The sequence below is a fragment of the Novosphingobium cyanobacteriorum genome (assembly GCF_029436685.1).
Taxonomy (GTDB): domain Bacteria; phylum Pseudomonadota; class Alphaproteobacteria; order Sphingomonadales; family Sphingomonadaceae; genus Novosphingobium; species Novosphingobium cyanobacteriorum.
Window position 1 is genome coordinate 58,252 of sequence record NZ_JAROCY010000018.1, and the last position, 26,980, is coordinate 85,231.

Below are 26,980 nucleotides of genomic sequence, written 5' to 3' on the forward strand. Positions count from 1 at the left end.
AGCATATGATGACATCATAACATGGCATAACAACTGCTGACAGGTTGGTGCCTTGCGGGAGATCGGCTAATGGCTACGGTGTTGCGCGAAAAGAAGATCAAGTCCGCCGACCGAGTACTTGAAATCTTCGAGATGTTCTCGGCCGACCGTCAGGAAGTGACAGTCATGGATGTGGCACGCACGCTCAACGTTCCCCAGTCCAGCACGTCCGAACTGCTCGGTTCTCTGGTCCGACGGGGATATCTGCAACGTGACCGTGCTGCCCGCACCTTTCGGCCGACCGCACGAGTCGCCCTGCTCGGCGCATGGGTTCAGCCCCAACTGTTCCGCCATGGCCGCCTGCTGCCGATGATGGACAGCCTGCAGGAAGAAACCGGCGAAGGCGTTGTGCTGGCGTCGATGATCGGGCTCGACATCAAGCACGTCCACGTAGTGGGCGACAGTCTGCCCGAAGCGCTCGCTTCGGGGACCGAGCATCACGTGCTGCATTCGCCGTTCGGCATTGCCCTGCTGTCCGCCATGTACCGTGGCAACGTGCGTGCACTGGTCCACCGGCTGAACGCGGAGAGCGATCCATCGCTGCACGTCCGTTACAGCGACCTCGAAGTGCAGCTGAATCGCGCCAGCAAGCAGGGATATGTCGTTGGCGAGTTGGGCAACGGGGTGGCCGCCGTTGTCGTCCTGCTGCCGCAGCGCCTTGGCGAAGAGCAGCTTGTTATCGGCATTGCCGGTTCGAGCGAGCGGATCCACGCATCGTGCGGCCAGCTTGTCCAGACCCTACGCGGGGCCATCGCCAACCGCTTTGTCCCTCGGACCCGCCCTGAACTGCGCGAAGTCGAGCGGGCGCAGATCGCTGCCGTCCACTGAGGACGGGGCGACCTTCCCATCTATCTCCAGAAAGGTTTCCAGTGACCCAGTATATCGTCACGCGCAAGGAAGGCGCGATCGGACACGTCGTGTTCAACAAACCCGAAAAGATGAACGCGATCTGCCTTGAGATGTGGCAGGGCATGAGCGACGCCATGGCGCAGTTCGAGAACGACGACGAAGTGCGCGTGATCGTGTTCTCGGGCGCTGGCGGCAAGGCCTTCGTGGCAGGGGCCGACGTGGGCAAGTATGAACAGGAACGCGGCGACAAGGACGCGCAGGAACATTACGCCAAGACCGGCGAAGACGCGCTGCAGGCGATCTACCGGTCCAAGAAGGTGACGGTTGCGGCAATCGATGGTTACTGCATCGGCGGCGGCGTGTCTGTCGCGCTGGTGTGCGACCTGCGGTACTGCTCGGCCCAGTCCAGCTTCGGCCAGCCGGCCATGAACATCGGCATTGGCTATCGCTATTCCTCGCTGCGCCGCATGGTCGACATCATCGGCTACGGTGCTTCCAAGGACATGCTGCTGGGTGGCCTGCGGTTCGATGCTCAGGAGGCCTATATCAAGGGGCTGGTCGGCCGCGTGCTCCCGAACGAGGAGTTCCAGCCGTGGATCGACAAGATGATCAAAACGATCTCGATCGGCGCGCCGCTGACGGCCGAGGACGTCAAGTACACGCTGTGGACCTACGCCCAGGACGAAAGCAAGCGCGACACCGACCGCTGCGAAGAGCTGTTCCAGATCTGCTACGCTTCGGAAGACTACAAGGAAGGCATTCGTGCCTTCGCAGAAAAGCGCAAGCCGGTCTTCACCGGCAAGTAAGGGGCAGCACCCGCCATGGACCTGCGGTTCACCGCCGAAGAGGAGGCGTTCCGGCAGGACGTGCGCGCCTTCATCCGTGACAATCTCGATCCGGTCACTCACCGCAAGATGGTGGAAGGCCGGATCCCCGATCGGGAAGAGATCGTCGCCTGGCAGCGCACGCTGAACAGCCGGGGCTGGGCTACTCCTTCGTGGCCGAAGTCCCATGGCGGGCCGGGCTTCACCCCGGTCGAGCGCTATATCTTCCTTGACGAACTGCATCAGGCGCCAGCGCCCGAGCCGGTCTCGTTCAATGTTTCCATGCTTGGTCCGGTGGTCATCCAGTATGGCACGCCGGCCCAGCAGGAACGGTTCCTTGCGCCCACGGCCAATCTCGACATCTGGTGGGCGCAGGGCTTTTCCGAACCGGGCGCCGGATCGGACCTTGCCGCGCTGCGCACCTCGGCCCGGCGCGAGGGCGACCACTACGTGGTGAGCGGACACAAGATCTGGCAGGGCATGGCCCATCATGCTGACTGGATGTTCACGCTGGTGCGCACTGATCCGCAGGCGCCCAAGAAGCAGATGGGCATTTCCTTCCTGCTGATCGACCTTCGCCTGCCCGGCGTGACCATCCGTCCGATCATCACTCTCGATGAGCGGCACGAGGTGAACGAGGTGTTCCTTGACGAGGTTCGCGTCCCGGTTGACTGCCTGATCGGTGAAGAGAACAAGGGCTGGGACGTTACCAAGTTCCTGCTGTCCAACGAGCGGACTGGGATCGCCCGGATCGGCATGACCAAGCACCTGATCCGCCGGATCAAGCGCCTGGCCAAGGGCGACAAATCGGTATTAGCCAAGACCGCCGCGCTGGAAGCGGAACTCAAGATCCTTGAGATCACGCAGCTGCGCATACTTGACGGGCAGCGCCGGTCTACCGCGGCCGATCCGCGGTCCTCCATCCTCAAGCTGAAAGGCGTGGAACTGCGCCAGGCCGCTTCGGAACTGCTGCTGTCCGTGGCAGGTCCGTCCGCCCTTGAGGTGCAGCATGACGATGCGCCGCTTTCCCTCGACGACGCGGGCGAATGGATCGGCTCGGTCATGCCCAACTACGGCATCCTGCGCGCAGCTTCCATTTTCGGTGGGTCCAGCGAAGTCCAGAAGGGCATCCTGGCAAAGACACAGCTGGGACTTTGACGAACGATGGACCTGGAACTTTCCGACGACCAGCGGATGCTGAAGGACAGCGTCGACCGCCTGATTGCCGAACAGTACGATCTTGACCAGCGCCGCGGCTACATGATCCAACCCGATGGCTGGTCGGCCGAAATGTGGAAAAGTTTTGCCGAACTGGGCCTGACCATGCTGCCCTTTTCGGAAGAGCAGGGCGGACTTGGCCTTGGCGGGGTGGAGACCATGATCGTGGCCGAGGCATTTGGCCGGGGTCTGGTGGTCGAACCCTATCTGCCCTCGATCGTACTGGCCGGCACCGCAATCAGCGAGGCCGGAACGCCGGACCAGCAGGCGGGCCTGCTGCCGGGGATCATGACGGGCGAGACCATCGCCTCACTGGTGACCGATTCCGCCATCACCGCCCGCCGCGACGGCGGCGACTGGGTGCTGGACGGTACGGCCAAGGTCGTTCTCGGCGGCGATTGCGCCAGCCTGCTGGTCGTCCCGGCGGGTGAGGACCTGTTCGTGGTTACGAGCGATGTGGCAGGGCTGGAGTGCCGGGGCTACCGGCTGCACGGCGGCGGCACCGCGGCCGATCTTGCAATGAACGGTGTCAAGGTGCCCGAGAAGAGCAGGTTGGGCGGCAATGGCGCAGGCGCTCGCGCGGTCGAGGCCGGGATCGCCTGGCTGGCCGGAGAGGCGCTGGGTGCGATGCAGGCGGCGCTCGATCTCACGGTCGACTATCTCAAGACCCGCGAGCAGTTTGGCAAGCCGATCGGCGTCAACCAGTCGCTGCAGCATCGCGCGGCGGAAATGCTGGTCGAAGTGGAGCAGGCCCGGTCTGCCGCAATGTATGCGGCGCTGTTGGCCGATGAGCAGGACGAACATGTCCGGGCAGCAGGCTATGCGGCCATCAAGGTTGTGATCGGCAAGGCTGGGCGGTTCATTGCGCAATATGCAGTGCAGTTGCACGGTGGTATCGGCGTCAGCGAAGAGCATCTTGTCAGCCACTATTTCCGCCGACTCACTGCAATCGGCATATTGCTCGGCGATACGGAAAGCCAGATCGCGCGACTGGCGAAACTGGGTGGCTTTACCGGTCCCGAGCCGCATTTCGCAGCCGCCTGACAGGGTGACCTGACCGAACCGGACGAGAGGGAGCCTGCCCGTTGCGCGCAATTGTCATTCCCGCTTATGGTGGTCCCGAAGTCCTGAAGCTTACCGACCTTCCAGTTCCCCAGCCGGGCGAAGGCGAGGTGCTGGTCAAGGTTGAAGCGATCGGCGTCAATCCGGCGGACGGCAAGTGGCGGGAAGGCCGCTACCAGGCCTTTGCTCCGGTGCCGATGCCGCATGTTCTGGGCTATGACGTGGCCGGAACGGTCGTTTCCGGGGAGGGCTTTGCCGCTGGTACGCGGGTCGCGGCGATGCTGCACCCTTTCACCAAGGGCGGCTATGCCGAGTTTGCCGTGGTCAGCGCGGCCAGCATTGCAACGATCCCGGACGACATGAGCTTTGCCACGGCGGCGGCAATTCCCTGTGCCAACCTCACCGGGCTGCAACTGGTGGAGACCCGCCTGCAGCCGGCAGCGGGACAGCGCGTGCTGATCACCGGGGCGCTGGGGAACGTTGGGCGCTCAGCTCTGTTTGCGGCGGCGCGGCGCGGAGTGCACATCATCGCGGCGGTGCGGGCTGACCGGGCCGAAGAAGCCTTGGCGGCGGGGGCAGCAGAAGTAGCAGCGATCGGCGAAGACTGGACCGGAGAACCGTTCGACCACGCGATCGACACCATCGGCGGGGCGGACGTGGCGCCGCTGATGCGCCATCTCAGGCCCGGCGGACGGATCGTGACGGCATCGGACGTGCCCATCCCGGCAGACGACCTGCCCGCCACCCCGGAATTCGACGGCGTGATTCCCGATGGCGCGCAACTGGCCGAACTGGTCAGGGCGGTCGCAAGCGGTGCGCTGCCGGTTCCGGTCGGCAAGGTCCTTCCGCTCGAGCAGGCGGCCGAGGCGCAGCAGGCCGTGGCTGCCGGAGGCAACCGGGGCAAGATCATCCTGCAGCCCTGACCGGTCGGGACCGGTCAGGAGCCGGTTCAATCCGTTTCGACGAGAGCCTTAGCCGCCGCCTTCAGTTCGACGCGGCGCACCTTGCCGAGTGGGGTCTTGGGCAATTCTGCCAGGGAAACGAACCGGCGCGGGACCTTGAAGTTGGCCATGTGCTCGCGCGACCAGCGGGTCAGCTCGACCGGATCAAGCGTGGTGCCGGGGGTGGGGACCACGAAAGCGGCGGCCACTTCGCCCATGCGGTGATCAGGCATGCCGACGACAGACACTTCGGCAACGCCGGGAGCATTGACGAGGATGTTCTCGACCTCGGCCGGATAGACGTTGAAACCGCCGACGATGATGATGTCCTTGAGCCGATCGACCACGCGCAGATAACCGCGTTCATCGATGATACCGACGTCACCGGTATGGAGCCAGCCTTCGGCATCGACCGCTTCGGCGGTGGCGGCAGGGTCCTCGAAATAGCCCTGCATCACGCTGAACCCGCGGAAACAGATCTCCCCTGGCTCCTCGACTCCGACCGGGGCGTTTTCCGGCGAAACGAGGCGTATCTCCCAGCCGGGGAAGGGTTTGCCAACGCGCGTGGCAAGCGTTTCGGCATCGTCGCCGAAACGGCAACTGGTGCCCATGGCGGTATTTTCGGTCAGGCCATAGCTGGTGAGGATCAGCTCGAGGCCGAGCTGGTCCTTGCACGCCTGCATCAGCGCCACCGGCAGGTTGGCCGACCCGGTGATTCCGATGCGCAGAGACGAGATGTCGTGGGTGCTGGGCTGGTCAACCAGAGTCTGGAACAGGGCAGGCGGCCCCGGCAGCACGGATATCCGCTCGCGCTCGATCAAGGCGCAAAGGGCATCGGCCTTGAGCTCGGCCACCGGATAGGCGGTCAATCCCGCGATCATGCAGCTGACCCAGCCGGCGCGGTAGCCGAAGCTGTGAAAGAACGGATTGACGATCACCATCCGCTCACCGGCCTCGAGCCGGTTGACGAAATTGTAGCTGCGGACGGTGCCCAGCGCCTGTTGGTGGCTGAACATGGCGCCCTTGGGGTTGCCGGTCGTGCCTGAAGTGAACAGGATGTCGCAGATCGTGCCGGGGCCGATCTCGGCGATCCGCTGGTCGAGTTCGGCCTCGGTCGTGCTTTCGGCCCACGCGAGGAATGCGTTCAGCGGATCGGCATCGAACAGGATGATCTCGCGCAGGTGGGGGAGGCCGTTGACCGGACGGTCATCGCCGGAACCCCCACGCGCCGCGCGGATCATCGCGGCATAATCGTTGCCGAGGAAACTGCCGACCGTACAGAGGAAGGTCGCGCGGCTTTTCTCGAGAATGAAGGCTGCTTCCTCACCCTTGAACCGTGTGTTTAGGGGGACGAGGATGCCGCCGGCCAGTTGCACGCCAAGGGTGGCGATGATCCATTCGATGCTGTTCGGCGCCCAGATCGCCACGCGATCGCCCGCCGTGAGGCCCGAGGCGATGAACGCGCGCGCCATGCGGCGCGCCGCGCCTTCGGCTTCGACGAAGGTCAGGCGGCGACCGTCTTCCCCCGCAAGAAACAGGCGCTCACCGCACAGACGGACCGTTTCCCGCAACTGCGCGGGGATGGTGGCAGGCCCGTCCAGCGGATCAAACCGGCTTTCGTCCCAGTCCGTTACCGCCATCGGATTCGTGCCTGCCTGATCGGTCACGCCGCGTCCCAACCCTTGCCTTCCTTGGCGAGGCGTTCGAGCAGCTTGCCCGGTGCCCAGCGCGGACCGTTCCGCTTTTCAGCCTCGAGCGCCATCGCGTAGATCTTGTCGAGGCCGTACTTTTCACCCCAGTACATCGGTCCGCCCCGGTGGACGGGGAAGCCATAGCCGTTGACCCAGGTGACATCGATGTCGCTGGCACGAATGGCGGTGCCGTCCTCGATCTCCTTGGCTCCTTCGTTCACGAGCGGGGCGAACAGGCGGGCTTCGACTTCATCATCGGTGAATTCGCGGCGGGTGATGCCGAATTCCTTGGCCACGCCCTCGATGATTTCCATCGTTTCGGGGTCCGAGAACTTCTCGCGCCCTTCATAGCGGTAGTAGCCCTTGCCGGTCTTCTGGCCACAACGTCCGGCGGCGACCAGACGCTCCAGGATCGGCGACAGGCGTTCGCCCGCAGGCATGTTGGCCGAGCGCTCCTTGCGGGAGACGGCAGCCATGTCCATCCCGGCCATGTCGCGCATCGACAGCGGGCCCATGGCCATGCCGAAGCGGGTGGCGACGCGGTCGATCTGTTCGGGCGTGGCGCCCTGTTCCAGCAGGAATTCCGCTTCGCCGGTGTAGTATTGCAGCATGCGGTTGCCGATGAACCCTTCGGTGCTGCCGGCGAGGACCGGCACCTTGCCGATGCGCTTGCCCATTTCCATCACGGTTACGATGGTTTCCGGCGAGGTGACGGCGCTGCGCACGTTTTCCAGCAGCTTCATCACGTTGGCGGGCGAGAAGAAGTGGCAGCCGACCACATCGCCGGGGCGGGTGGTGGCGCTGGCGATCTCGTCGATCGACAGGTAGCTGGTGTTGGTGGCAAGGATTGCGCCCGGCTTCATCAGCTTGTCGAGGCGGGCGAAGATTTCCTTCTTCACGTCCATCCGTTCCAGCGCGGCCTCGATCACGATGTCGCACTGGGCGAGATCGTCGTAATTCGTGGTCGGCGTGATCAGCGACAGGGCCTTGTCCATCTTGTCCTGGCTCATCGAGCCGCGCGAGACAGAGATGCCATAGTTCTTGGTCACCACGCCCATGCCGCGATCCAGCGCTTCCTGGCTAAGGTCGAGGATGGTGACAGGAATGCCTGCGTTGGCGAACGACATCGCAATGCCGCCGCCCATGGTCCCGGCGCCGATGATGGCGCAGGAATTGATCGGCTTGGGCTGAATATCCGCCGGGATGCCGGGGATCTTGCGCGCCTGCCGTTCGGCAAAGAAGTAATGCATCAGGGCGCCGCGCTGGTCGCTGGCGTAGAGTTCCTGGAACTTTTCCGCCTCGAACGCGAGCGCCTCAACGGCAGGGCGGGTGCAGGCGGCCTCGATGCAGTCGATGATCACCATCGGCGCGATCTTGCCGCGGGCCTTCTTGCCCACCGTCTTGCGTGCTTCGGCGAAGACGGCGGGGTCGACATTGGTGATCTTTTCGTTGCGTTCGATCACCGGCACGAAGGTCTTGCCACTCGCCAGTGCTTCGCGCGCATAGGCGATGGCGCCGGTGCGAACATCATCGACGATGGCGTCGACCACGCCCAGGTCCAGCGCCTTTGCCGCCGGGACATGCTTGCCCGAAGTGATGAGATCGATGCCGACTTCGACGCCGGTGAGACGGGGCAGGCGCTGCGTGCCGCCAGCGCCGGGCAGGATGCCGAGGTTGACTTCGGGCAGGCCCACCTTGGCCGAGGCCACCGCCACGCGCGAGTGGGCCGTGAGCGCCAGCTCCAGCCCGCCGCCTAGCGCAGTGCCATGGATTGCGGCGATGGTCAGCTTTGGCGAATTCTCCAGCATCTTCTGGAGATCCTTGAGTTGGGGCTTGGCCTTGCTCTTCTCCGTGCCGAATTCGGTGATGTCAGCCCCGGCGATGAAAGTCTTGCCGCCGCCAAGGATCACGATCGCCTTGACCGCTTCATCAGCCTGCGCACGTTCGATCCCTTCACCGAGGCCTGTCCGGGTGGCGGCGCTCAGCGCGTTCACGGGGGGATAGTTGACCGTCAGAACGGCGACTTCGCCATCGACCTCGTATGCAACTGCGCTCATGCCAGTCTCCGGTTGGTATCAATTTGATCAGAGCGGCCGGACGGGGCCTCGAGCGCTCCTTTGGCAATACCGGTCCGATAAGGCGAGCGGTGCGAGGGTGCCCGACCGGACATATCGCTGTTACGATGTGCCGCCCTGCGACGTTGTCCTGCCGCGCCAAACGCGGTGATGGATAAAGCCAGAGAGATATGCGGGGAGCGGGAGTTCATGCCGTCACAAGCCTTGAATGGCATCCGGGTCATCGACCTCAGCCGGATTCTGGCCGCCCCGTTCTGCGCGCAGTTGCTGGGCGATCTTGGTGCCGAGGTGATCAAGGTCGAACGGCCCGGCGCTGGCGACGACAGCCGCTCCTATGGCCCACCGTTCCTGCATGACCGGGACGGAAATCCGACGAGGGACGCCGGATTCTACCTGAGCTGCAATCGCAACAAGCGCGGCATGACAGTCGATCACTCCAAGGCGGAAGGCGCCGCCCTGATCCGCGAGCTTGTGGCGAAGTCCGATGTCCTGATCGAGAACTTCCGCACCGGGGTTCTGGCCAAGTATGACCTTGATTACGAAAGCCTGAAGGCGATCAACCCGCGCCTGATCTATTGTTCAATCACGGGGTTCGGTCAGGACGGACCGTTTGCTGCGCGGCCGGGATACGACGGCGTGTTCCAGGCGATGTGCGGCATGATGAGCGTATCGGGCCTGCCCGATGGCGTGCCCGGCGGCGGGCCGATGAAGGTTGGCGTGTCCATGGTCGACATCCTGACCGGGCTCTATGCCTCCAACGCGATCCTTGCTGCCCTGCGCCACCGCGACCTGACCGGGGAAGGCCAGTTCATCGACCTTGCCTTGCTCGACTGCGGGCTGGCGTCGCTGTCGCACTATGTCCAGAACTACCTGATTTCCGGGGTGGTGCCGGAACGGCGCGGCAATGGCGGCTTCGGCGGGATTCCATCGCAGACGTTCAAGTGCAGCGATCGTGAGATCTTCATCGTTGCCAGCACCAACAAGCAGTTCGGCGCACTGATGAAAGTGCTGGGCAAGCCGCAACTCGCAACAGACCCTCGCTTCGACCAGGTCCAGAAGCGGATCATGAACCGCGACGAATTGCTGGCCATCCTCGATGCGCTGTTCGCCACCCGTCCGGCCGACGAGTGGCTCGCCGAACTCGAGGCGGCTGACGTGCCTGCCAGCGCGGTCAACGACGTGTCGATGGTGTTCGACAATCCGCAGGTTCAGCATCGCGGGATGTTGACCCATGCCCACCATCCGGTGACCGGCGACATGCCGCTGCTGCGCAATCCGATCCGCATGTCCGGAACCCCGATCGGCGAGGCAACCCCTCCACCGATGTTGGGGCAGGACAACGAGGCAGTGCTGAAGGACCTGCTCGGCTATGACGAGGCGCGCATCGCGGCCCTGAAGGATGCTGCAGTGCTTTAGGCGGTCCGTGGGGCGGCAAGCGCGATGACGTGATCGAAAGGCTCTTCCGTCATGGCTTCCGCACGGGCGGCTGGCGCCCCCATGACATGCCCCCTCCCGTGACAAGTCTCCAAGCGAAGAGGCATCGCCCTGCCGATCAGTGCCCGGGAGGGTTGCAGTCGATTGGCCAAGGCGGGAAACCGGCAGCATCTGTTTCGGGAGCGCCGTCCGTGTCTGAATCCGCCCAAGCCAGCTTGCTGTTCACTCCATTGACATGCCGGGGCTTCACCGCACCCAACCGGGTGATGGTCTCGCCCATGCAGCAATATGCCAGTGACGACAGCGGCCGGGCGAGCGACTTCCACCTCGTCCAGCTCGGCCGTTTTGCGATGGGTGGGGCGGGCATGGTCATTGCCGAGGCGACCGCGATCGAGCCGATCGGGCGGATGAGCCACATGGATCTGGGGCTCTGGTCGGACGAGCAGGTGGCTCCGCTGACGCGCATCGCCGCCTTCATCGCCTCGCAGGGGTCGATCCCCGGAATCCAGCTGGTCCACGCTGGCCGCAAGGGGTCCATGCAGGCGCCGTGGGATGGCATGGGGCCACTGACCGAGGCTGACACGGCGCGGGGCGAGGAGCCGTGGGAGACGATCGGGCCGAGCGCGATTTCGCCCGGGTCCGGCTGGTCGGTGCCACGGGAAATGACGGCGGCGGAGATCGTGCAGAACGTGGCGCTGTGGGCCGCGGCGGCACGACGGGCGGCGCAGGCCGGCTTCCGGATCATCGACCTGCATGGCGCGCATGGCTACCTCCTGCACGCGTTCCTTTCGCCGATATCGAACCATCGGACCGATGCCTATGGCGGCAGCCTGAAGAACCGGATGCGCTATCCCCTCGAGGTGGTGAGCGCGATCCGGGCAGCGATCCCGGACGATTGCGCCCTCTTCTATCGCCTGTCCGTGCTGGACGGAATCGAAGGCGGCTGGACCGAGGACGACAGCCTGGTGTTCTGCCGCGAGCTGCTGGCACGAGGGGTGGACCTGATCGACTGTTCGTCCGGCGGCGCAATCTCCGACCGATCGAGCGATGTTCGCGTGAGGCGCGGCTATGCCTTTCACGCGCCCTATTCCCGCAAGCTGAGGCAGAATCTTGATGGCGGGCTTGTCGCGACCGTGGGGCTGATCGTTGATCCGCACCAGGCCGAAGCGGTTTTGCAGGCGGGGGATGCAGACGTGGTGGCGATCGGTCGCGAATTGCTCGAAGATCCCAATTGGCCTCATCATGCCCGCAGCGCGCTGAACGGGGAAAGCTACGACGACTGGCCGCAGGAATCTGGCTGGTGGCTGGACAAGCGGGTCGGAGCGCTGCGCAAGTTGAAGGAGGCAGGGGAGACGCCGATGACGCGCTATGAAACGCTCGCACCGTGATCGGAGAGGGGGCGAATGAAGGCGTCCTGGCGCGGCTGGCCGCGCTCGAGGCCAGGGTCCGCGAACTGGAGGACCACGCCGCCATATGCCAGCTGATCGCGCGCTATGGCCCGGCGGTTGACGGGATGAGGCGGGCTGCCCTGCGCGCGATGTGGACGCCACACGGCACTTACGAGACCGAGCATCACGTGTTCCGGGGCGCGGATGAGGTTGGTGCGATCGTGGATGACCCGATGCACCTTGGCTTCGTCGAACCGGGCTGCGCCCATGTGATGAGCCACCCGGTCGTCACCCTGCAAGGGGACACGGCGGTGGCTACGAATTACTCCCGCGTCTACCAGCGCCATGGGACCACATGGGCAGTGGTGCGGGCGGCGGCAAACCGCTGGGAACTGGTGCGCGCAAGCGATGGCGGCTGGCGCGTGGAGCGCCGGGTCAACCGGCTGCTGAACGGGTCGGAACTGGCCCGGAGCCTGCTGGCCAATGGGCTAGAGGCCAATGCGTGATTGCTAAGTGCCCGACTGTTACCTATGCGCCCGGTTTGCGTGAAGTTTTGGCGTTGATCCTGGTCGGGCTGGCATGAAATCATCGTTCGCACCGCTGCGGCACCGGGCATTCCGGGGCATCTGGCTGGCCAGCCTGCTGTCCAACTTCGGCCTGCTCATCAATGGCGTCGCGGCCGGATGGACGATGACCGACCTCAGCGCGCGCGCCGACTTGGTGGCGCTGGTGCAGACGGCGCTTATGCTACCATACATGCTGTTCGCGATGGCGGCAGGGGCCATTGCCGATACCTACGACCGGCGGCTGGTGAGCATGAGCATGCTGGGCTTCTCCCTGTGCAGCTCGCTGCTGCTGACCGGCGTCGCGCTGACCGGAGTGCTGACGCCTGAACTGCTTCTGCTGCTGTGTTTCCTCAGCGGGACCGCCAATGCGATGTTCGGTCCGGCGTGGCAGGCTTCGGTCAGCGAACAGGTGCCGGCCGAAGACCTCGCGCCGGCAGTAGCGCTGAACTCGGTCAGCTACAACATCGCGCGCAGCTTTGGCCCGGCGGTTGGTGGCCTGATCGTGGCGACTGCCGGGTCGGTCGCCGCCTTTGGCGCGGTAGCGCTGTGTTACCTGCCCATCCTGCTGGCACTGTTCCTGTGGCGCCGGGAACGCGATGTGCCGCGCCTTCCGCCAGAACGGATCGGCTGGGCGATCGTGTCTGGCGTGCGCTATGTCATGCATTCCGGCGCGACGCGCTCGGTCATAATCCGTGCCATCCTGACGGGCCTTGCCGGAGCATCGATTTCATCGCTGATGCCGCTGATCGCGCGTGATCTGATCGGCGGCACGGCGGCAACCTACGGCTTGCTGCTGGGCGTGTTCGGGCTCGGCGCAGTCAGCGGTGCCCTGCTGATGCCCCATCTGCGTGACCGGCTCCGTGGCGAATGGCACATCGGCGCCAGCACGGCCCTGCTCGGACTTGCCATCATCGCGCTGTCATTCACGCGTTCACGGCTGACGGCGATGCCGGTGCTGTTTGTCGCTGGCGTCCTGTGGATGCAACCGCTGACCCAGTTCAACATCGTGATCCAGACTCAGGCTCCGCGCTGGGTCACCGGGCGCGCGCTCGCTGCCTTTCAGGCAGCCATGGCTGGCGGCTTGGCCAGCGGCGCATGGTTATGGGGCCATGTCGGAGGGCTGATCGGAACGGCAAATTCCATCGCCTGTTCGGGCGTGGCAATGCTGGCCTGTGTGGCCGCCAGCCGGATCTGGCCACTCAATCATGAAGCCGCCAACATCGGCGAACGTACGAGGCCGCTTGCCACACCGGAAGTCAGGCTGGGCCTGACCGGGCGCAGCGGCCCGATCGTGATCGAAGTGGAGTATCTGGTCGATCCGGGCAATGCCCGCCAGTTCTATGACGCCATGCTGGAAGTGCAGGGTTTCCGGCAGCGCAATGGCGCCTTCATGTGGTCGCTGGCGAGGGACATCGCCAACGAGCAATGCTGGATGGAACGGTTCTCCTGCCCGACCTGGCATGATTACCTGCGCCAGCGCGAACGGATGACCGCCGGGGAACAGGCGATTCTCGACCGGGCCGCTGCCGAAACCCTCGACCAGCGGGCCGATCGCATCCGGCGCCTGCTGGAGCGGCCGGTCGGCTCTGTCCGGTGGCGCGCGGAGAGCCAGGACCCTGGCCTAATCCTGCCGATAAATGGGCAGTCAGGCTGATCCGGGACAATCATATTCACGATCAGAACTGACGCGAGAGCAGTCAGCCCTTTGATTTGCCGCTTAACCCCTGCAATCCCCAAGTGACGAGAGAGGTCACCGGGAGGATGGGCATGGCGGACGCGACAGTGGAACGGATCGGCTCGGCGCTAGCCGTCACCTTCACTCGCCCAGACAAGCTGAACGCCCTGACCTATGAGATGCATGGCATCATTCGCGACGCCATCGATCAGGCTGACCGTGACGATGCGGTCCGCGCCCTGATCTTCACCGGGACGGGCAGGGGCTTTTGTGCCGGAACTGACCTCGCATCCGGCTTCAGCCGCATCTCCAGCGATTCTGCCGAGGCTCCAACGCCGGGCGAACTGTCGCCTCGTGACAAGGGCGGCGAGATCGTGCTGCGGCTGTTCGACTGCCACAAGCCCGTCATCGGCGCGGTAAACGGCATTGCCGCCGGAATGGGCGCGGCATTGACGCTGCCGATGGACTATCGCATCGGCACCCCGGAGACGCGCTACATCTTTCCCTATGTGAAGCGCGGAATTGCGCCTGAATCCTGCTCTTCCTGGTTCCTGCCCCGGATCGTGGGCGTGAACCGCGCGCTCGAATGGTTTCAGACAGGGCGCCCGGTCCCGGCGCAGGAGGCGCTGGAGAGCGGACTGCTGACAGACTTGGTGGTGGACCCTGTAAACCTGATGGAGGCTGCGCTGGCGGTGGCGGCCCGCATCGCCGACGGGACTTCGTCCCTGGCCGTATCATTGGCCCGCCACATGGTCTGGCAGGGCATGGCCGCGCCTCATCCGATGGTCGCTCACCGCCATGAAAGCCGGGCACTGGTCTACATGCAGCGCAGCGGCGACCCGCGCGAAGGCGCCCGCGCCTTCATGGAGAAGCGACCACCCGAGTTTTCCGGGTCTGTCGCGGAAGCGCTCAAAGAGCAGTTCGTCGGGTGGGAGGCGCCGCCCTACGATCCGACTTCAACCGCAAGAGCGGCAGGGAGGATTGCCTGATGCAGGACAATAGCACGGTGGGACGCCCCGGGATGCTTGAGGGCAAGGCCATCGTGATCACCGGCTCGGGGCGGGGACTCGGGGCTGCCTACGCCCATCTCGCCGCCCGCGAAGGGGCAAGCGTGGTCGTCAACGGCGTTGATGGCGCGGTGGCACGGGCCGTTGCCGAGGCGATCTGCGCCGAAGGCGGCAAAGCCGTTGCACACCCAGGCGACATTTCGACGTGGGACGCCGCCTGCGGACTGATCGACAGCTGCGTCGAGGCTTTCGGCCGGATCGATGCGGTGTGCAACAATGCCGCCGTGTTCACCATGGCCACGCCGTTCGACGAAGATCCTGAAACATTCCGCCGGACCATCGAAGTCAACCTCATGGGCACGGCCTTCGTGGGAATGGCTGCGGCGCGCGCAATGAAGGCGCAGGGCACGGGCGGGGCCATCCTCAACACGGTGTCCGGCGCCCAGTCGGGCCTGCTCGAGATGGCGGCCTATGGCGCGTCCAAGGGCGGGATCGCTTCGCTGACATACAATTGGGCGATGGACATGGCACCGCATGGCATCCGGGTGAATGCCATCTCCCCGCGCGCCGCCACGCGCAGCGCGCAGGTGGTTCATCCCGATACCAACAAGGGCATGCCGCCCGAAGGTGTGGCTCCCTTGGCGGTCTATCTGCTGTCGGACCTGTCCTCGCGCTTTACCGGCCAGGTATTCATGGCGGTGGACGGCGAAGTCGCGCTGATGAGCCATCCTGCGATTACGACCCCCAGCGTATGGATGCCCGGCCTGGATCCGTTCGAAGTGGGCCGTGTGGTCGAGGCAGGTCTGGCCGACCACCAGTTGCCTCTGGGCCGGTCAGTGCAGAAAATCGAAATACTGAGCGAGCTTGGCGCAACCATGAACGGCTGAGGTCCTACCCGGATGCGGAGCCTCTGCGCCATTTCGACCATTCCCGGAGAAGCAAAGTGAAACTCTATCGTGTTCCCAAGTTCACCGGCCCGGATAGCCTGACGCTTTGCGAAGAGCCGGATCCGGCGCCCCCGGTTGCCGGCCAGGTCATTGTCCGCATCCGCGCCACCTCGATCAATTTTCGTGACCTGATCGGGCTCCAAGGCCTGCTTCAGATCGGAACCGGAATGGCCCCTAACCACATCCCGATGTGCGATGGCGCCGGCGAAGTGGTGGCCGTGGGCGAGGGGGTAACCCGCGCCAGACCCGGTGACCGGGTCGCCCTGACGTTCCATCCTACCTGGATTGCTGGCCGCATTCCGGACGATTTCAACGTGCTCGGGCGCAGCTGCCATCTTAACGATGGCCTGCTTGCCCAGTTCACCAAGGTGCATCAGAGCGAGATCGTGATCATTCCAGATCACCTCTCGTTCGAGGAAGCGGCCACATTGCCCTGTGCGGGCGTCACCGCCTGGGCGGCGCTGCAGGGGCAGGTCAGCCTGCGGCCCGGCGACGACGTGATGGTCATGGGCACCGGCGGGGTTGCCGTCATCGCGCTGCAACTGGCCAAGGCGGCAGGCGCGCGCGTGATCGCCACCACCACGACCCCGGCAAAGCAGGACCGGCTGCGCGAACTGGGCGCCGATGTGGTCATCGACAGTTCGGTGGCAGGGTGGAGCCAGGGCATCCTGGATGCCACCGGCGGCAGGGGCGTCGATATCGCGCTGGACGTGGGTGGACCCTCGGGCTGGGCCGAAACGATCAAGGCCACGCGCGAATGCGGGCGGATCAGCCTTGTCGGCGCGCTGGATCGCAGCATGGGCGACATGCCCTCGCTGTTCATGCGGCGAGGCATCAACCTCAACCCCACCCGGGTCGGCAGCCGCGAACAGTTCGAACAGATGAACCGCGCCATCACGCAGGCCCGGATCGTGCCGGTGATCGACCGGGTCTTCGGCTTTGACGAAGCTGCCGAGGCGTTTCACTATTTCGCTTCGGCATCGCGGATCGGCAAGGTCGTGATCCGGGTCGACTGAGGGCAACCGCTCCTTTGCAGCATCGTTGTCGCGATGTTTGTGCGCAAGATGTTGCACCGGCGCCGGGCTGGCTTTCTACCTTGCGCCGGTGCTGGGCCAAGGAGGCAAAGAGAGCGATGCAAACGGTAGACCCGAACAGCCCGGCTGCTCTTGCAGACCGTCCGTCCTTTCACCACCAGCTGCGTCAGTATGGCGTGTCAGCTGCGCAGGGCGGCGAATACTACTATGCCGCCGGCTTCGACAACGTGAAGGAAGTTCTGGAAAACACGCAGCATTTCTCCAAGGAGTGGGGCAGCCAGCTGGCGCCGATGGAGCGCGGCATCGCGCTCAACCAGGATCCGCCGACGTTCAATGAATTCAAGCGCATCTATAACGCCTACATGTCTCCTGCCGGGGTAAAGCGCTGGGCGGCTGACTGCACCCGGATCGCGAATGAAGTGATCGACGGCTTCGAGCATCTGGGATCAGGCGATCTCCAGCAGCTGTTTGGCAAGCCCGTGCCCGCCAAGGTGGCTGCCCGTGCGATCGGTTTTCCGGAAGAACCGGTGGAGATGTACCGCCGCTGGACAGATTCCTTCCTCGACGCGATGATCCGCGATCCGGAAGAACAGCAGCGCGTCATCGCCGAGATGTACGCCTTCTTTGACGAGCAGTTCGAAATGAAACGGCAGAAGCTGCGCGATGCCGGGATAACCGAGCCGAGCCGCGAACATGTCGGCACCGTGCTGGATGACAGCCTGACTTCGGTCTTGATGACCAGCCCCTACCAGGGACGCTACCTTACCAACGACGAACTGCGCCGGACCATCCGCGGCTTTTTCGTCGGCGGGGTGGATACGACCGGCGCGCTGATGCTCAACACGCTCAACAGCCTGCTCGAACAGCCTGAGCTGTGGGAACAGGTGAAGGACGATCCGGACCTCGTCGATGCCGCGATCGAGGAATCGCTACGCCTGCAGCCGCCCGCCATGGGCATGTTCCGGGGCACGCCCTGCCCGGTGCAGATGTCCGGTGAAACGATCCCGGAAGGCGCACGGGTGCTGTTTTCGGTGCTCAGCGCCAACCGCGATCCGCAGTACTTCAAGGACCCTGACACGTTCCGGCTCGACCGGAAGGGCGAACGGCACATCGCCTTCGGCATCGGCCCGCATTTCTGCCCGGGCGCCTGGACCGCGCGGCTCGAGGCGGGAATTGCCTTGCGGATCTTCATCAAGCGCCTGCCCAAGTTGCGGCTGACCGCGCCGGTACAGTATTACGATGCGATCAACTTCTGGATCGTGCGCCATTTTCCCGCCGCCTGGAACTGAACAGGACCCTCATGACCGACCGCAAGACCGACACGCGCGACGATTACCGCTATTCCATATCGATCCCGGTCCGGTGGATGGATCTGGACGCCTACGGGCACGTCAACAATGCCGTCTACTATGCGATGATGGATCAGGTCGTGACGGTCTATATCGTGGAGGCAGGCGTCATTGCGATGGGCATTTCGCCGTCGATCGGCCTGTGCGTGGCCAGCGCCTGCGATTTCCACCAGTCGATCGAATTTCCCGAAGTGGTCGACGCTCGTCTGCGGGTGGGGCGGCTGGGCGACAAGAGCGTGCGTTATGAGATCGGCCTGTTCCGGCCCGGACATGACGACCCGGCGGCGACCGGGCATTTCGTCCACGTCTATGTGGATCGGCAGACACGCCGGCCGGTCTCGCTCACGCCCGAACAGCGGGCTGGTCTGGCGCCTCTGCTCGTTCCGGAGACTTGATCGAATCCTGCCGGCTCCGTGCGGCAGATGACAAGCCAGAGCTTTATCACGCAGGCAATTGATCCGCCGCCTAAGCGCGATTCGCTTGTACAAGCTGAGCCGATATCCAATCATCCGTCCCGGCTTGGCCGGAGTAAGCGCATGACCGAGAATCTGGCTGAACGACTGGACCGGATGGAGTCGCTCGATGCGATCCGTCAGCTTGCGTCCAAGTATGCGCTCGCCGTTGACATGCGCGACCTCGACGCGATCGTGAATCTTTACGTAGCCGACGTGAAGGTTACGCGATCCTCCAGCGGACGAGAGGCATTGAAGGCTTCGTTCGCGACCGTGCTGCGATCGTTCCGGGCATCGGTTCATCACATCGGTGGCCACGTGATCGAGTTCGATGATCCCGACAATGCCCACGGCATCGTATATTGTCGGTGCGAGCATGAGGTTGGCGGCCAGTGGGTGCCGGTCTATCTCTACTATCTTGACCTTTATCGCCGCGAGAACGGCCGCTGGTACTTCCGTCGGCGCAATCCGAGCGAACTCTACGGAGCCGACGTTCTCGAGCGGCCGCAACCGGGCATCATTCATTGGCCAGGGGCGCCAGACCGGTTCGGGTCATGGCATGCCCATTTCCCATCATGGGCCGAATTCTGGGAAAAGGATGACGCGCCGGACACTGCCATTGCGCCCGAACCTGCGCGCGATGCCTTCATCGATTCGATGCGCCGTGGCGAACGGCGTGTGGTGGCCATGGACTTCGCGTTCAGCAAACGGCGTGACGCCTGAAGCGGTGGATCGCATTGCCTTATCTCCACGCGAGATCAGCGAGGCTGATCCACTCACGCCCCACGGAGCCGCCGATGTGATCGTCTATCTGATCTTGGCGCCCGCGCCCTCTCCTCCATTGTTGCCCTTGCACTTGAAACCTAAAGCTGGCCCCGGAACATTGGCATAAGCAGGAAAGGCAGGATCAGATCATGGCAGACGCCAGCGAGAACACAGAGGGCCTGCGCATTTCCATTGCGGACGGGATTGCCACCCTGACGCTCGATTGCCCATCGATCCGCAACGGCATCCGCGAGGATGTGGCGCTTGAATATGCCGGGTTCTTCGAGGAAGCGAACCAGAACCCGGACGTACGCGCCATCGTGCTGACGAGCACCGGCAAGGATTTCAGCATTGGCGGCGCGCCCGGTCTCGTCCCCAAACCGCCGGCCCGCACGCAGATGGATTACCGGTTCACGTCCCTGCCGCACATCGCCATGTTCAAGGCAATCTGGGAAGTCGAAAAACCGGTGGTCAGCGCCGTGAACGGCACGGTAGCCGGGGTGGGCTGGCTGCTGGCATTGCTGGCGGATCTGGTTGTGGCCGCCAAGGGCAGCCGCTGGACCCATGTCTTCGTCCGCCAGGCCATGATCCCGCACGCTGGCGATTCCTTCTTCCTGCCCCGGATCATACCCTTTCACCGCCTGAACGAGATTGCGCTGCTGGGCGATGCCGTAACGGCCGATACCCTGAGCGAATGGGGCCTGATCAACCGGCTGGTCGAGCCAGGGGCTGAACTCGATACTGCGATGGAACTTGCCCGCAAACTGGCAGACCAGCCAACACGCAGCCTAGGCTTGGCCAAGCGTCACTACCGCCGGTCGCTCGAAGCCGATTTCAACACCATGATGCGCGAGGAGATGGCCGGACAGGCGCTGAACTCGACCACCGTTGACCGGCAGGAAGCTGGCAAGGCCCGAGGCGAGGGCCGCAAGCCGCGCTTTGTCGGGGACTGAGCGAAGGCGCCTAGGCACTTGGGAATCGTCCTGAATTCACCGAGCAGCAATTCAGGGACAGGCATTAAAGGCCTCTTTCGGCCTGAAGCAATTGCCCGATGTTCATGGTGCACCGACGCTGCAAGTTGCGTCAGACACCCCTGTGGTGTAAGTACTGCATAAAGTGGAGATGGAGATCAAGATGGCGACCGTTTCGGACAAGCCCCGCACCCAGGATGTCATACGCGTATCGCGGGATAACTATCTGTCTGCCGAATTCGTGCAGCTCGAAAAGCAGAACCTCTGGCCGAAAGTCTGGCAGGTCGCCTGCCGTGCCGAACAGATTCCCAATCCCGGTGACTACATCGTGTTCGACGTCGCCGATGAAAGCATCATCGTCGTTCGCGACAAGAATGGCGAGAGTTTCAGCGCCTTTTTCAACGTCTGTCCCCATCGCGGCCGCCAGATCATGGAAGGCTGCGGCCATGCCGTGAACTTCCGCTGCCAGTACCACAACTGGACTTTCGATCTCGAAGGCAAGAACGTGGTGGTGCAGGACAAGGAAGACTGGAACGGCACGCTCGACTGTGAGAACATCGACCTTCACCGGGTGAAGACCGGGACCTGGGGTGGGTTCGTGTGGATCAACATGGACCCGGAATCCGAATCGCTGGAAGAATACCTGAGCCCGGTTCCGGACTACCTCGATCCGTTCGAGTACGAGAACATGCGCTTCCGCTGGGCGCTGGAACTGCATCTGCCGTGCAACTGGAAGGTCGCGCTGGAAGCCTTCATGGAAGGCTATCACGTAGCGGCTACGCACACCCAGCTTCTACCGGTTCAGGGTGAGGATTACACTCAGAGCGCTTCGCACGGAAAGCACGCCCACTTCGGCTATTGGCAGGCGACCCAGGCAGCGGGCACCCCTTCACCGCGGCTGAAGCGGGAAACCCCTGCGGACACCCGGCCCGGGGTAATCGAATTCTTCCGCCAGATGGAAGAAGACTTCGCCGCGATCTTCACCGACCGCGATTTCGAGGCGGCCAAGAAGATCATGGACGAGGTTCCGGCCGATGCCGATCCGATGACCGTGTTCGGCATGGCGATCGAACTGGGCCGCCGCGCTGCCGAAGAGGAGGGCTGTGGCTATCCCCCGAACCTCACGCCCGAGGCCATGTTCAAGGCCGGGACCGACTGGCACGTGTTCCCGAACTGCGTGACTTTACCCTATTTCGACGGTGCCGTCTGGTATCGTGCGCGGCCCGATGGTGACAACCCGGACAAGTGCATCTTCAACATCTGGTCCCTCAAGCGCTACGGCCCCGGCAAGGAGCCGAAGGTGGAAACCGAAGTGCACGAAGATATCACCGGCAAGAGCTTCGGCCTGATCGTCGATCAGGACATTGCCAACATGAAGCTGGTGCAGAAGGGCATGAAAAGCCGGGCCTTCTCGTACGCGCGGCCCAACCCCGTGCAAGAGGAGGAAATCACGAATTTCCACCGCACGCTGGAGCAGTACGTGCTGGGCCAGCGCCGGCCCTGATCGGGTGCTGAGTTGCAAGAAGGGCCGGCCCGCCAAGCGGACCGGCCCTTTTGCATGCAACAGCTGCGATGTGCCCCGGATCAGCCTTTGGGCAGCCCGAGGAAACGCTCGGAGATGATATTGCGCATCACCTCGTTTGACCCGCCGGCGATCGTCCAGCCATAGCTCCACATGAAGTCGACGAAGGCATCGCCGCTGTTGTGCCCGGCGCAGCGCTGCGGTTCTACAAAGACTTGCGCCGCCAGGCCTTGGGCCCGCGTAAGGAACAGGGTGTAATCCTGCAGCAGCGGGCCCCAGTAGAGCTTCACGTATGTTGCCATGACCCCACCGCCGTGAGGGTCATCCCGAAGTTCGGACAGCAGCTGGGCAACCATTGCCTGAATGCCCCGAATGCGCGGGTAGAAGGTCGCAAATTCGTGCGCGACGATCGGGTCAGCCAACCAAGTGTCCTGTCCCGCCGCAGCATCGCGGATATAGGCCTGAGCCAACCGCTCGACGCATTCGAAGATCAGCAGCCCGCGCTCCGTGGTCAAGGTGGTCTGCGCGATCTGCCAACCCTGACCTTCTGCGCCGATCAGGTTTTCTGCCGGAATCTCGACATCGTCAAAGAAGATCTCGTTGAATTCAGATTCCGTCGTCGGTTGGGAAATCGGGCGGACAGTGATTCCCGGGGTCCGCAGATCGCAGATGAAATAGGAAATTCCGTCCTGCTTGCGTGCAGAACTTGAATCGGTCCGCGCCAGCAGGAGGCAGAAATCGGAGTTCTGCCCGCCGGACGACCAGATCTTCTGGCCGTTGACGATATACTTGTCACCGCGACGCTCCGCGCGCGTCTTCAGGCTGGCAAGGTCAGACCCCGATCCCGGCTCGGAGAAGCCTTGGCACCAGACCACGCCCCCGGTTCGCACGCCTTCGAGGTAGCGGTCACGCTGCTGGGGCGTGCCATAGGCGAACATGGTGGCGGGCATATGGTACAGCGCCACCACATACATCACGGCCATGGGCGCATCTGCACGGGCCAGCTCCGAATAGAACACGATCTGGGCGTCGAGCGAAAGGTCCGCTCCCCCCCAGGCGGACGGCCAGTGCGCCGTGGCCAGTCCAGCGTCTGCCAGCGCCCTGTACCATTCGCGCTGCACGTCCACATATGCAGGTTCACCGCCCTGCCGGATGCGTTCCTGCCAATCGTGTGGAATGGCTTTGGGCAGCCAGCCCCTCAGAGCCCGGCGAAAGGCATCAAGATCGCCAGCAGCGGCAAGTGGGCTGTCAATCGGCGCAGTCATCATGCGGCTCCTTCCACGATCCGGGAGACAGCGCGGGTCAGGTGCGCGGCCTGGTTGCCAAGCAGTTGCTCATTGAGGAGCGCGCGTTTGACGAAGACGTGGATGGGATATTCCGCCGTAAAGCCGATGCCACCGTGAAGCTGAATGGCATCGCGACCGAGGCCGACGTAGTTGGCCGTTGCAAGCGCCTTTGCCGCTGATGCTTCGGTGGCACGATGGTCCATATCGCCCGCCACGGCGCTTACCGCGCTGCGCAATAGCCAGATGTCGCCCTCAAACCGGGTACGGTGGTCTGCAACACGATGCTTCAGGGCCTGGAACGAACCGATCGGACGCCCGAATTGCTGGCGTGTCTTCAGATAGTCTATCGTCATGTCCAGCACAGCTGCCTGTCCACCGACACTGTCTGCAGCCAGGGCGATGGCAGCATGGTTGGCCAGGGCAGTTTCTTGCGCGCCCGTTGCCGGCCACGCGCGTTCGGCAGGGATATGCAGCCCGTCCAATCCAAGATTCGCAAGGCTGCGGCCGCGGTCCCACAGCGTGGTCCGTGCGGGCTGTATCCCGTCGGCGGTGACGTCAAGGACCACACGCACAAGCTCGCCATGCTCGTCCTTGGCCAGCAACACCAGAATCTCGGCGTCGGCTCCATCCAGCAAGTTGAGCACAGCGCCGGTCAGGACCAGACTGTCGCCCACGCAGTTTACCGAAAGCTTTGTACTCCCAAGGGGCATCGGCAGGGATAACGATGCCACTGCGCCAGCGGCAAGACGTGGCAGCCAGGCTTCGCAGATCGCCGCATCTGCTGAATCCGAGATCGCCTTTGCGGCCAGCAGCGAGCTGAGAAATGGCAGCGGTGCGGCCGCACGGCCAAGTTCCTCGTGAAGAACGGCCAGTGCTTCAATGCCAAGCCCAAGCCCGCCGTGATCTTCGGGAATCGTGAGCATGGTCCAGCCCAGTTCGACGGCCTTGGACCACAATTCGCGGTCCATTCCGTCATTATGCTGCGCGTGTTTCACGATCAGTTCACGCGGACATTCCGCGTTCAGCACGTCGCGTATGCTGTCACGCAGTGCGCCAAGATCGATCGTCTCGTCCATCGGACCCCCAGAAAATGTTCACGTTCGAAAATGGGTCTTTGCTGCACCGCCACAAGCATGAGTCCTCAGCCATCGCAGGACCGATGCATCGCCCGGCGGAAGCGCCCGTTGGCCAACTTGTGGCACAATAAGGGAATAGTAGCGTGGCGAAGCCTGCGATCTGTCTCACATACGATTGACCGGGCGAGGTTAGTAGTTATATAGTGAGCGCTACATAATAGGATGCGCGAACATGGCGACTGCCTTTCAGATCCAGGAATTCGACGACCCGACCTATGACCCGTTCCTTTCGGACGAGGTGAATTTCGGAGATGATCTCGATCCTTATCCGCGTATCCATGCTCTGAGGTTAAAGGGCGCTGTACTGCCCGGCTCCTATCGCGAGAACATGGGGTATCCCTGCTTCTACAGCGGCGTCCCCAAGTTCACCGTGCTTGGCAACAAGGAAGCCGAAATCGTTCTGACCGATACGGCGAAGTACTCCAATTCTGGCTATCGCCCGACGCTGGGCGCCACATTCGGCATGGGCAGCATCAGCACGCTCGACAATCCGGAGCACGGGCGCTGGCGCAAGATCTTCCAGAAGATCTTCCTGCCGCAATATGTCCGCACTTGGGGCGGTACGATCGTCGATCCGGTGGTGCATGGCCTGATGAACAAGTTCATCAACCGGGGCGAGGCCGATCTGGTTGTAGAGTTTACCCAGCGCTACCCGTTCGAGGTGATCTATCACCAACTCAACCTGCCTGAAACCGACGTCCACACGTTCCAGCGATTGGCCATCGGGCAGACCGATTACGTGAACATGGCAAAGGCGCAGGAAGCCGGGGTCAAGCTTGGCGAATACTTCAAGTCGCTGATCGACTCCCGCCGCGCAAACCCGGGCGACGACCTCGTCAGCATGCTTGCCACGACCGAGGTGGACGGCGAACATCTGCCTGAACTGGTGCTCGTATCGTTCCTGCGACAGCTGATGAACGCCGCGGGCGATACCACTTATCGCGGTACAAGCGTCCTGCTCACGGCGCTGCTACAGAACCCTGACCAATTCGAAGCCATCCGCAACGATCGCGAGCTTATCCCCGCCGCCATCGAGGAAGCGCTGCGCTGGGATGGGCCTGTGGTTTCCCAGTTGCGCTGCGCGATCAACGATACCGAACTGTGCGGGGTGACGATCCCCGCTGGGGCCTATGTCGACGTGGTGGCCGGCGCCGCCAACCGCGATGCCGAGATTTACCCGGACCCCGACAAGTTCGACATCTTCCGCACTCGCCGTGCGCACTATGCGTTCTCGCGCGGGCCACACATTTGCGTAGGGCAGCATCTGGCCCGCGTGGAAATGACTCGTGCGCTTCACGCGGTAATGGACAACCTGCACAACCTGCGCCTCGATCCGGACAAGCCCGCGCCGGAAATCCGGGGCATCATGATGCGCGTGCCGGCCCATATCCACGTCAGGTTTGATCGCTCGGCATAAGAAAAGCTGTAATCGGGAGAGAGGTACACATGGAAATGCAGCTGGCTGAACGCCCTGCTCATGTGCCTGCGGAGGCGGTTGTCGATTTCGATTTCTACAACCTTCCAGGCTCGGACAAGGATATCCAGGCGGCCTATGCCGCATATCAGGGATCGGCACCGGACATCTTCTGGACGCCCCGGAATGGCGGACATTGGGTCGCCACCCGTGCGGAAGATATTCTTGTGATGCAGAAGGATCATCACCGCTTTTCCTATCGGCACATCACCCTGCCGCCGATGCCGGAAGATGCCCCGATCCAGATCCCGCTGGAACTCGATCCTCCGATCCACGCACACTATCGGCGGCCCCTGATGCAGGCGCTGGTCCCTGCCGCCGTGGCGAAGCTGGAAGATGGCGTTCACCGGGTTGCCGTCGACACCATTGAAGCCCTGGTTCCGCGCGGCGAATGCGAATTCGTTGAAGACTTTGCCAAGGTCCTCCCGATTCACGTATTTCTGCGGATGGTGAATCTCCCGCTGGAGGACAAGGCACTTCTTCTGCCGATCGCCGAGGATTCCGTGCGCGGGCGGACTGCCGAGATACGGGCAAAGGCGCAACAGGCCATGGGTGCCTACCTGCAGGGATGGGTGGCGGAACGGAGGGAGACCAAGGGCGATGATCTGCTCTCGCAGATCGTGAACGTTGAAATAGCCGGTGAACGGATCTCGTTCCCCGATGCAATTTCCTATGCCGCGCTGGTCCTGTTCGGCGGTCTTGATACCGTTGCGGGAATGCTCTCGTTCTTCGCGCGGTTCCTCGCCACGCATGAAGAACACCGCCGCCAGATCGTGGCCCGTCTGGATGACGATGCGTTTCTCAAGACGGCAATCGAAGAACTGATCCGGCGCCACGGGATGGCGAACACGGCCCGCGTGGTGACCCACGATTTCGAGTACAAGGGCCTGACCTTCAAGAAGGGGGACCGCCTGTTGCCGCCCAACCTGCTGGTCGGCCTTGACGATCGGCTGAACAGCGATCCGTTCACCGTTGACTTTGCGCGCACCGGCGGGGTTCACGCTGCCTTCGGCAACGGGCCGCACGCCTGCCCTGGGGCGATTCTGGCGCGACGTGAGTTGCGCATTTTCCTGCGAGAATGGCTCAGCCGCATTCCTGACTTCCGGATCAAGCCGGGAACCTCGCCGGAAATGGCGACCGGCATGGTCAACGGCTGTAGCGCGACGATTACGGTGTCCGGTCGGCGTCAATTTTGATGGCCGATAGGTGGCCGCGCCGGTTGGTGAATTCTGGCTACCATTTGCTGTTGCGAGGAGCAACCGTCGAGCGACAATT

The 26,980-nt window shown here is 63.4% G+C and carries 23 protein-coding genes; 19 read left to right on the forward strand and 4 right to left on the reverse strand.

Annotated features, from left to right (window positions below; all coding sequences use genetic code 11):
• Positions 1-69 precede the first annotated feature (69 nt).
• From POM99_RS17195 to POM99_RS17215, 5 genes are read left to right on the forward strand one after another with little or no spacing between them, the layout of a single operon-like run.
• Positions 70-867, forward strand: a complete 798-nt coding sequence (locus POM99_RS17195) for a helix-turn-helix domain-containing protein (protein ID WP_277279717.1) — start codon at positions 70-72, stop codon at positions 865-867.
• 41 nt (positions 868-908) lie between these two features.
• Entirely contained in the window at positions 909-1,694 is a 786-nt protein-coding gene (locus POM99_RS17200) for an enoyl-CoA hydratase (protein WP_277279718.1), read from the forward strand.
• A gap of 15 nt (positions 1,695-1,709) precedes the next feature.
• Positions 1,710-2,870 (forward strand): acyl-CoA dehydrogenase family protein, encoded by a 1,161-nt coding sequence (locus POM99_RS17205; protein WP_277279719.1) that lies wholly within the window; start codon positions 1,710-1,712, stop codon positions 2,868-2,870.
• A 6-nt stretch (positions 2,871-2,876) separates the two neighbouring features.
• A complete protein-coding gene (locus POM99_RS17210) occupies positions 2,877-3,974 on the forward strand; it encodes an acyl-CoA dehydrogenase family protein (protein WP_277279720.1) in 1,098 nt (365 codons plus the stop codon).
• A gap of 41 nt (positions 3,975-4,015) precedes the next feature.
• Positions 4,016-4,915 carry an NADP-dependent oxidoreductase gene (locus POM99_RS17215; protein ID WP_277279721.1) on the forward strand — a complete coding sequence of 300 codons (900 nt, stop codon included), beginning with the start codon at positions 4,016-4,018 and terminating at the stop codon, positions 4,913-4,915.
• Positions 4,916-4,941: 26 nt separating this feature from the next.
• On the opposite strand, the gene POM99_RS17220 is transcribed toward POM99_RS17215, so the two are convergent.
• Together POM99_RS17220 and POM99_RS17225 are read right to left on the reverse strand one after the other, a co-directional pair.
• Positions 4,942-6,600 carry an AMP-binding protein gene (locus POM99_RS17220; RefSeq protein WP_277279722.1) on the reverse strand — a complete coding sequence of 553 codons (1,659 nt, stop codon included), beginning with the start codon at positions 6,598-6,600 and terminating at the stop codon, positions 4,942-4,944.
• Positions 6,597-8,681 (reverse strand): 3-hydroxyacyl-CoA dehydrogenase NAD-binding domain-containing protein, encoded by a 2,085-nt coding sequence (locus POM99_RS17225; protein ID WP_277279723.1) that lies wholly within the window; start codon positions 8,679-8,681, stop codon positions 6,597-6,599. Before POM99_RS17225 ends, POM99_RS17220 begins: the two co-directional genes overlap by 4 nt.
• A 207-nt stretch (positions 8,682-8,888) precedes the next feature.
• Here POM99_RS17225 and POM99_RS17230 point away from each other — a divergent pair, with 207 nt between their 5' ends.
• The 12 genes from POM99_RS17230 (at position 8,889) to POM99_RS17285 (ending at position 21,791) form a co-directional block, all read left to right on the forward strand.
• Complete coding sequence (locus POM99_RS17230; protein ID WP_277279724.1) at positions 8,889-10,115, forward strand: CaiB/BaiF CoA transferase family protein; 1,227 nt, start codon at positions 8,889-8,891, stop codon at positions 10,113-10,115.
• 209 nt (positions 10,116-10,324) lie between these two features.
• Positions 10,325-11,521 (forward strand): NADH:flavin oxidoreductase/NADH oxidase, encoded by a 1,197-nt coding sequence (locus tag POM99_RS17235; protein WP_277279725.1) that lies wholly within the window; start codon positions 10,325-10,327, stop codon positions 11,519-11,521.
• Positions 11,518-12,027 (forward strand): nuclear transport factor 2 family protein, encoded by a 510-nt coding sequence (locus POM99_RS17240; protein WP_277279726.1) that lies wholly within the window; start codon positions 11,518-11,520, stop codon positions 12,025-12,027. The genes POM99_RS17235 and POM99_RS17240 overlap by 4 nt, the downstream gene beginning before the upstream one ends.
• Positions 12,028-12,100: 73 nt before the next feature.
• On the forward strand, positions 12,101-13,741 hold the full coding sequence (locus POM99_RS17245) for an MFS transporter (RefSeq protein WP_277279727.1): 1,641 nt from the start codon (positions 12,101-12,103) through the stop codon (positions 13,739-13,741).
• A 113-nt stretch (positions 13,742-13,854) separates the two neighbouring features.
• Positions 13,855-14,751, forward strand: a complete 897-nt coding sequence (locus POM99_RS17250; RefSeq protein WP_277279728.1) for an enoyl-CoA hydratase-related protein — start codon at positions 13,855-13,857, stop codon at positions 14,749-14,751.
• Positions 14,751-15,656, forward strand: coding sequence for an SDR family NAD(P)-dependent oxidoreductase (locus tag POM99_RS17255; protein WP_277279729.1), 906 nt, complete (start codon positions 14,751-14,753; stop codon positions 15,654-15,656). The genes POM99_RS17250 and POM99_RS17255 overlap by 1 nt, the downstream gene beginning before the upstream one ends.
• A gap of 56 nt (positions 15,657-15,712) precedes the next feature.
• Entirely contained in the window at positions 15,713-16,732 is a 1,020-nt protein-coding gene (locus POM99_RS17260) for a zinc-dependent alcohol dehydrogenase family protein (RefSeq protein WP_277279730.1), read from the forward strand.
• Positions 16,733-16,848: 116 nt separating this feature from the next.
• Positions 16,849-18,039: a cytochrome P450 gene (locus POM99_RS17265; RefSeq protein WP_277279731.1), complete on the forward strand. Its 1,191-nt coding sequence runs from the start codon at positions 16,849-16,851 to the stop codon at positions 18,037-18,039.
• 11 nt (positions 18,040-18,050) lie between these two features.
• Entirely contained in the window at positions 18,051-18,494 is a 444-nt protein-coding gene (locus tag POM99_RS17270) for an acyl-CoA thioesterase (protein WP_277279732.1), read from the forward strand.
• Between the two features lie 27 nt (positions 18,495-18,521).
• A complete protein-coding gene (locus POM99_RS17275; RefSeq protein ID WP_277279733.1) occupies positions 18,522-19,274 on the forward strand; it encodes a nuclear transport factor 2 family protein in 753 nt (250 codons plus the stop codon).
• Between the two features lie 191 nt (positions 19,275-19,465).
• Positions 19,466-20,269 carry an enoyl-CoA hydratase/isomerase family protein gene (locus tag POM99_RS17280; protein ID WP_277279734.1) on the forward strand — a complete coding sequence of 268 codons (804 nt, stop codon included), beginning with the start codon at positions 19,466-19,468 and terminating at the stop codon, positions 20,267-20,269.
• 181 nt (positions 20,270-20,450) lie between these two features.
• Positions 20,451-21,791 (forward strand): aromatic ring-hydroxylating oxygenase subunit alpha, encoded by a 1,341-nt coding sequence (locus tag POM99_RS17285; protein WP_277279735.1) that lies wholly within the window; start codon positions 20,451-20,453, stop codon positions 21,789-21,791.
• Between the two features lie 80 nt (positions 21,792-21,871).
• On the opposite strand, the gene POM99_RS17290 is transcribed toward POM99_RS17285, so the two are convergent.
• Complete coding sequence (locus POM99_RS17290) at positions 21,872-23,074, reverse strand: acyl-CoA dehydrogenase family protein (protein WP_277279736.1); 1,203 nt, start codon at positions 23,072-23,074, stop codon at positions 21,872-21,874.
• On the reverse strand, positions 23,074-24,171 hold the full coding sequence (locus POM99_RS17295) for an acyl-CoA dehydrogenase family protein (protein ID WP_277279737.1): 1,098 nt from the start codon (positions 24,169-24,171) through the stop codon (positions 23,074-23,076). The genes POM99_RS17290 and POM99_RS17295 overlap by 1 nt, the downstream gene beginning before the upstream one ends.
• A 232-nt stretch (positions 24,172-24,403) precedes the next feature.
• On the opposite strand from POM99_RS17295, the gene POM99_RS17300 reads away from it, so the two are divergent.
• Positions 24,404-25,648 (forward strand): cytochrome P450, encoded by a 1,245-nt coding sequence (locus POM99_RS17300; protein ID WP_277279738.1) that lies wholly within the window; start codon positions 24,404-24,406, stop codon positions 25,646-25,648.
• Between the two features lie 353 nt (positions 25,649-26,001).
• Positions 26,002-26,901, forward strand: coding sequence for a cytochrome P450 (locus tag POM99_RS17305; protein ID WP_277279739.1), 900 nt, complete (start codon positions 26,002-26,004; stop codon positions 26,899-26,901).
• Positions 26,902-26,980 lie beyond the last annotated feature (79 nt).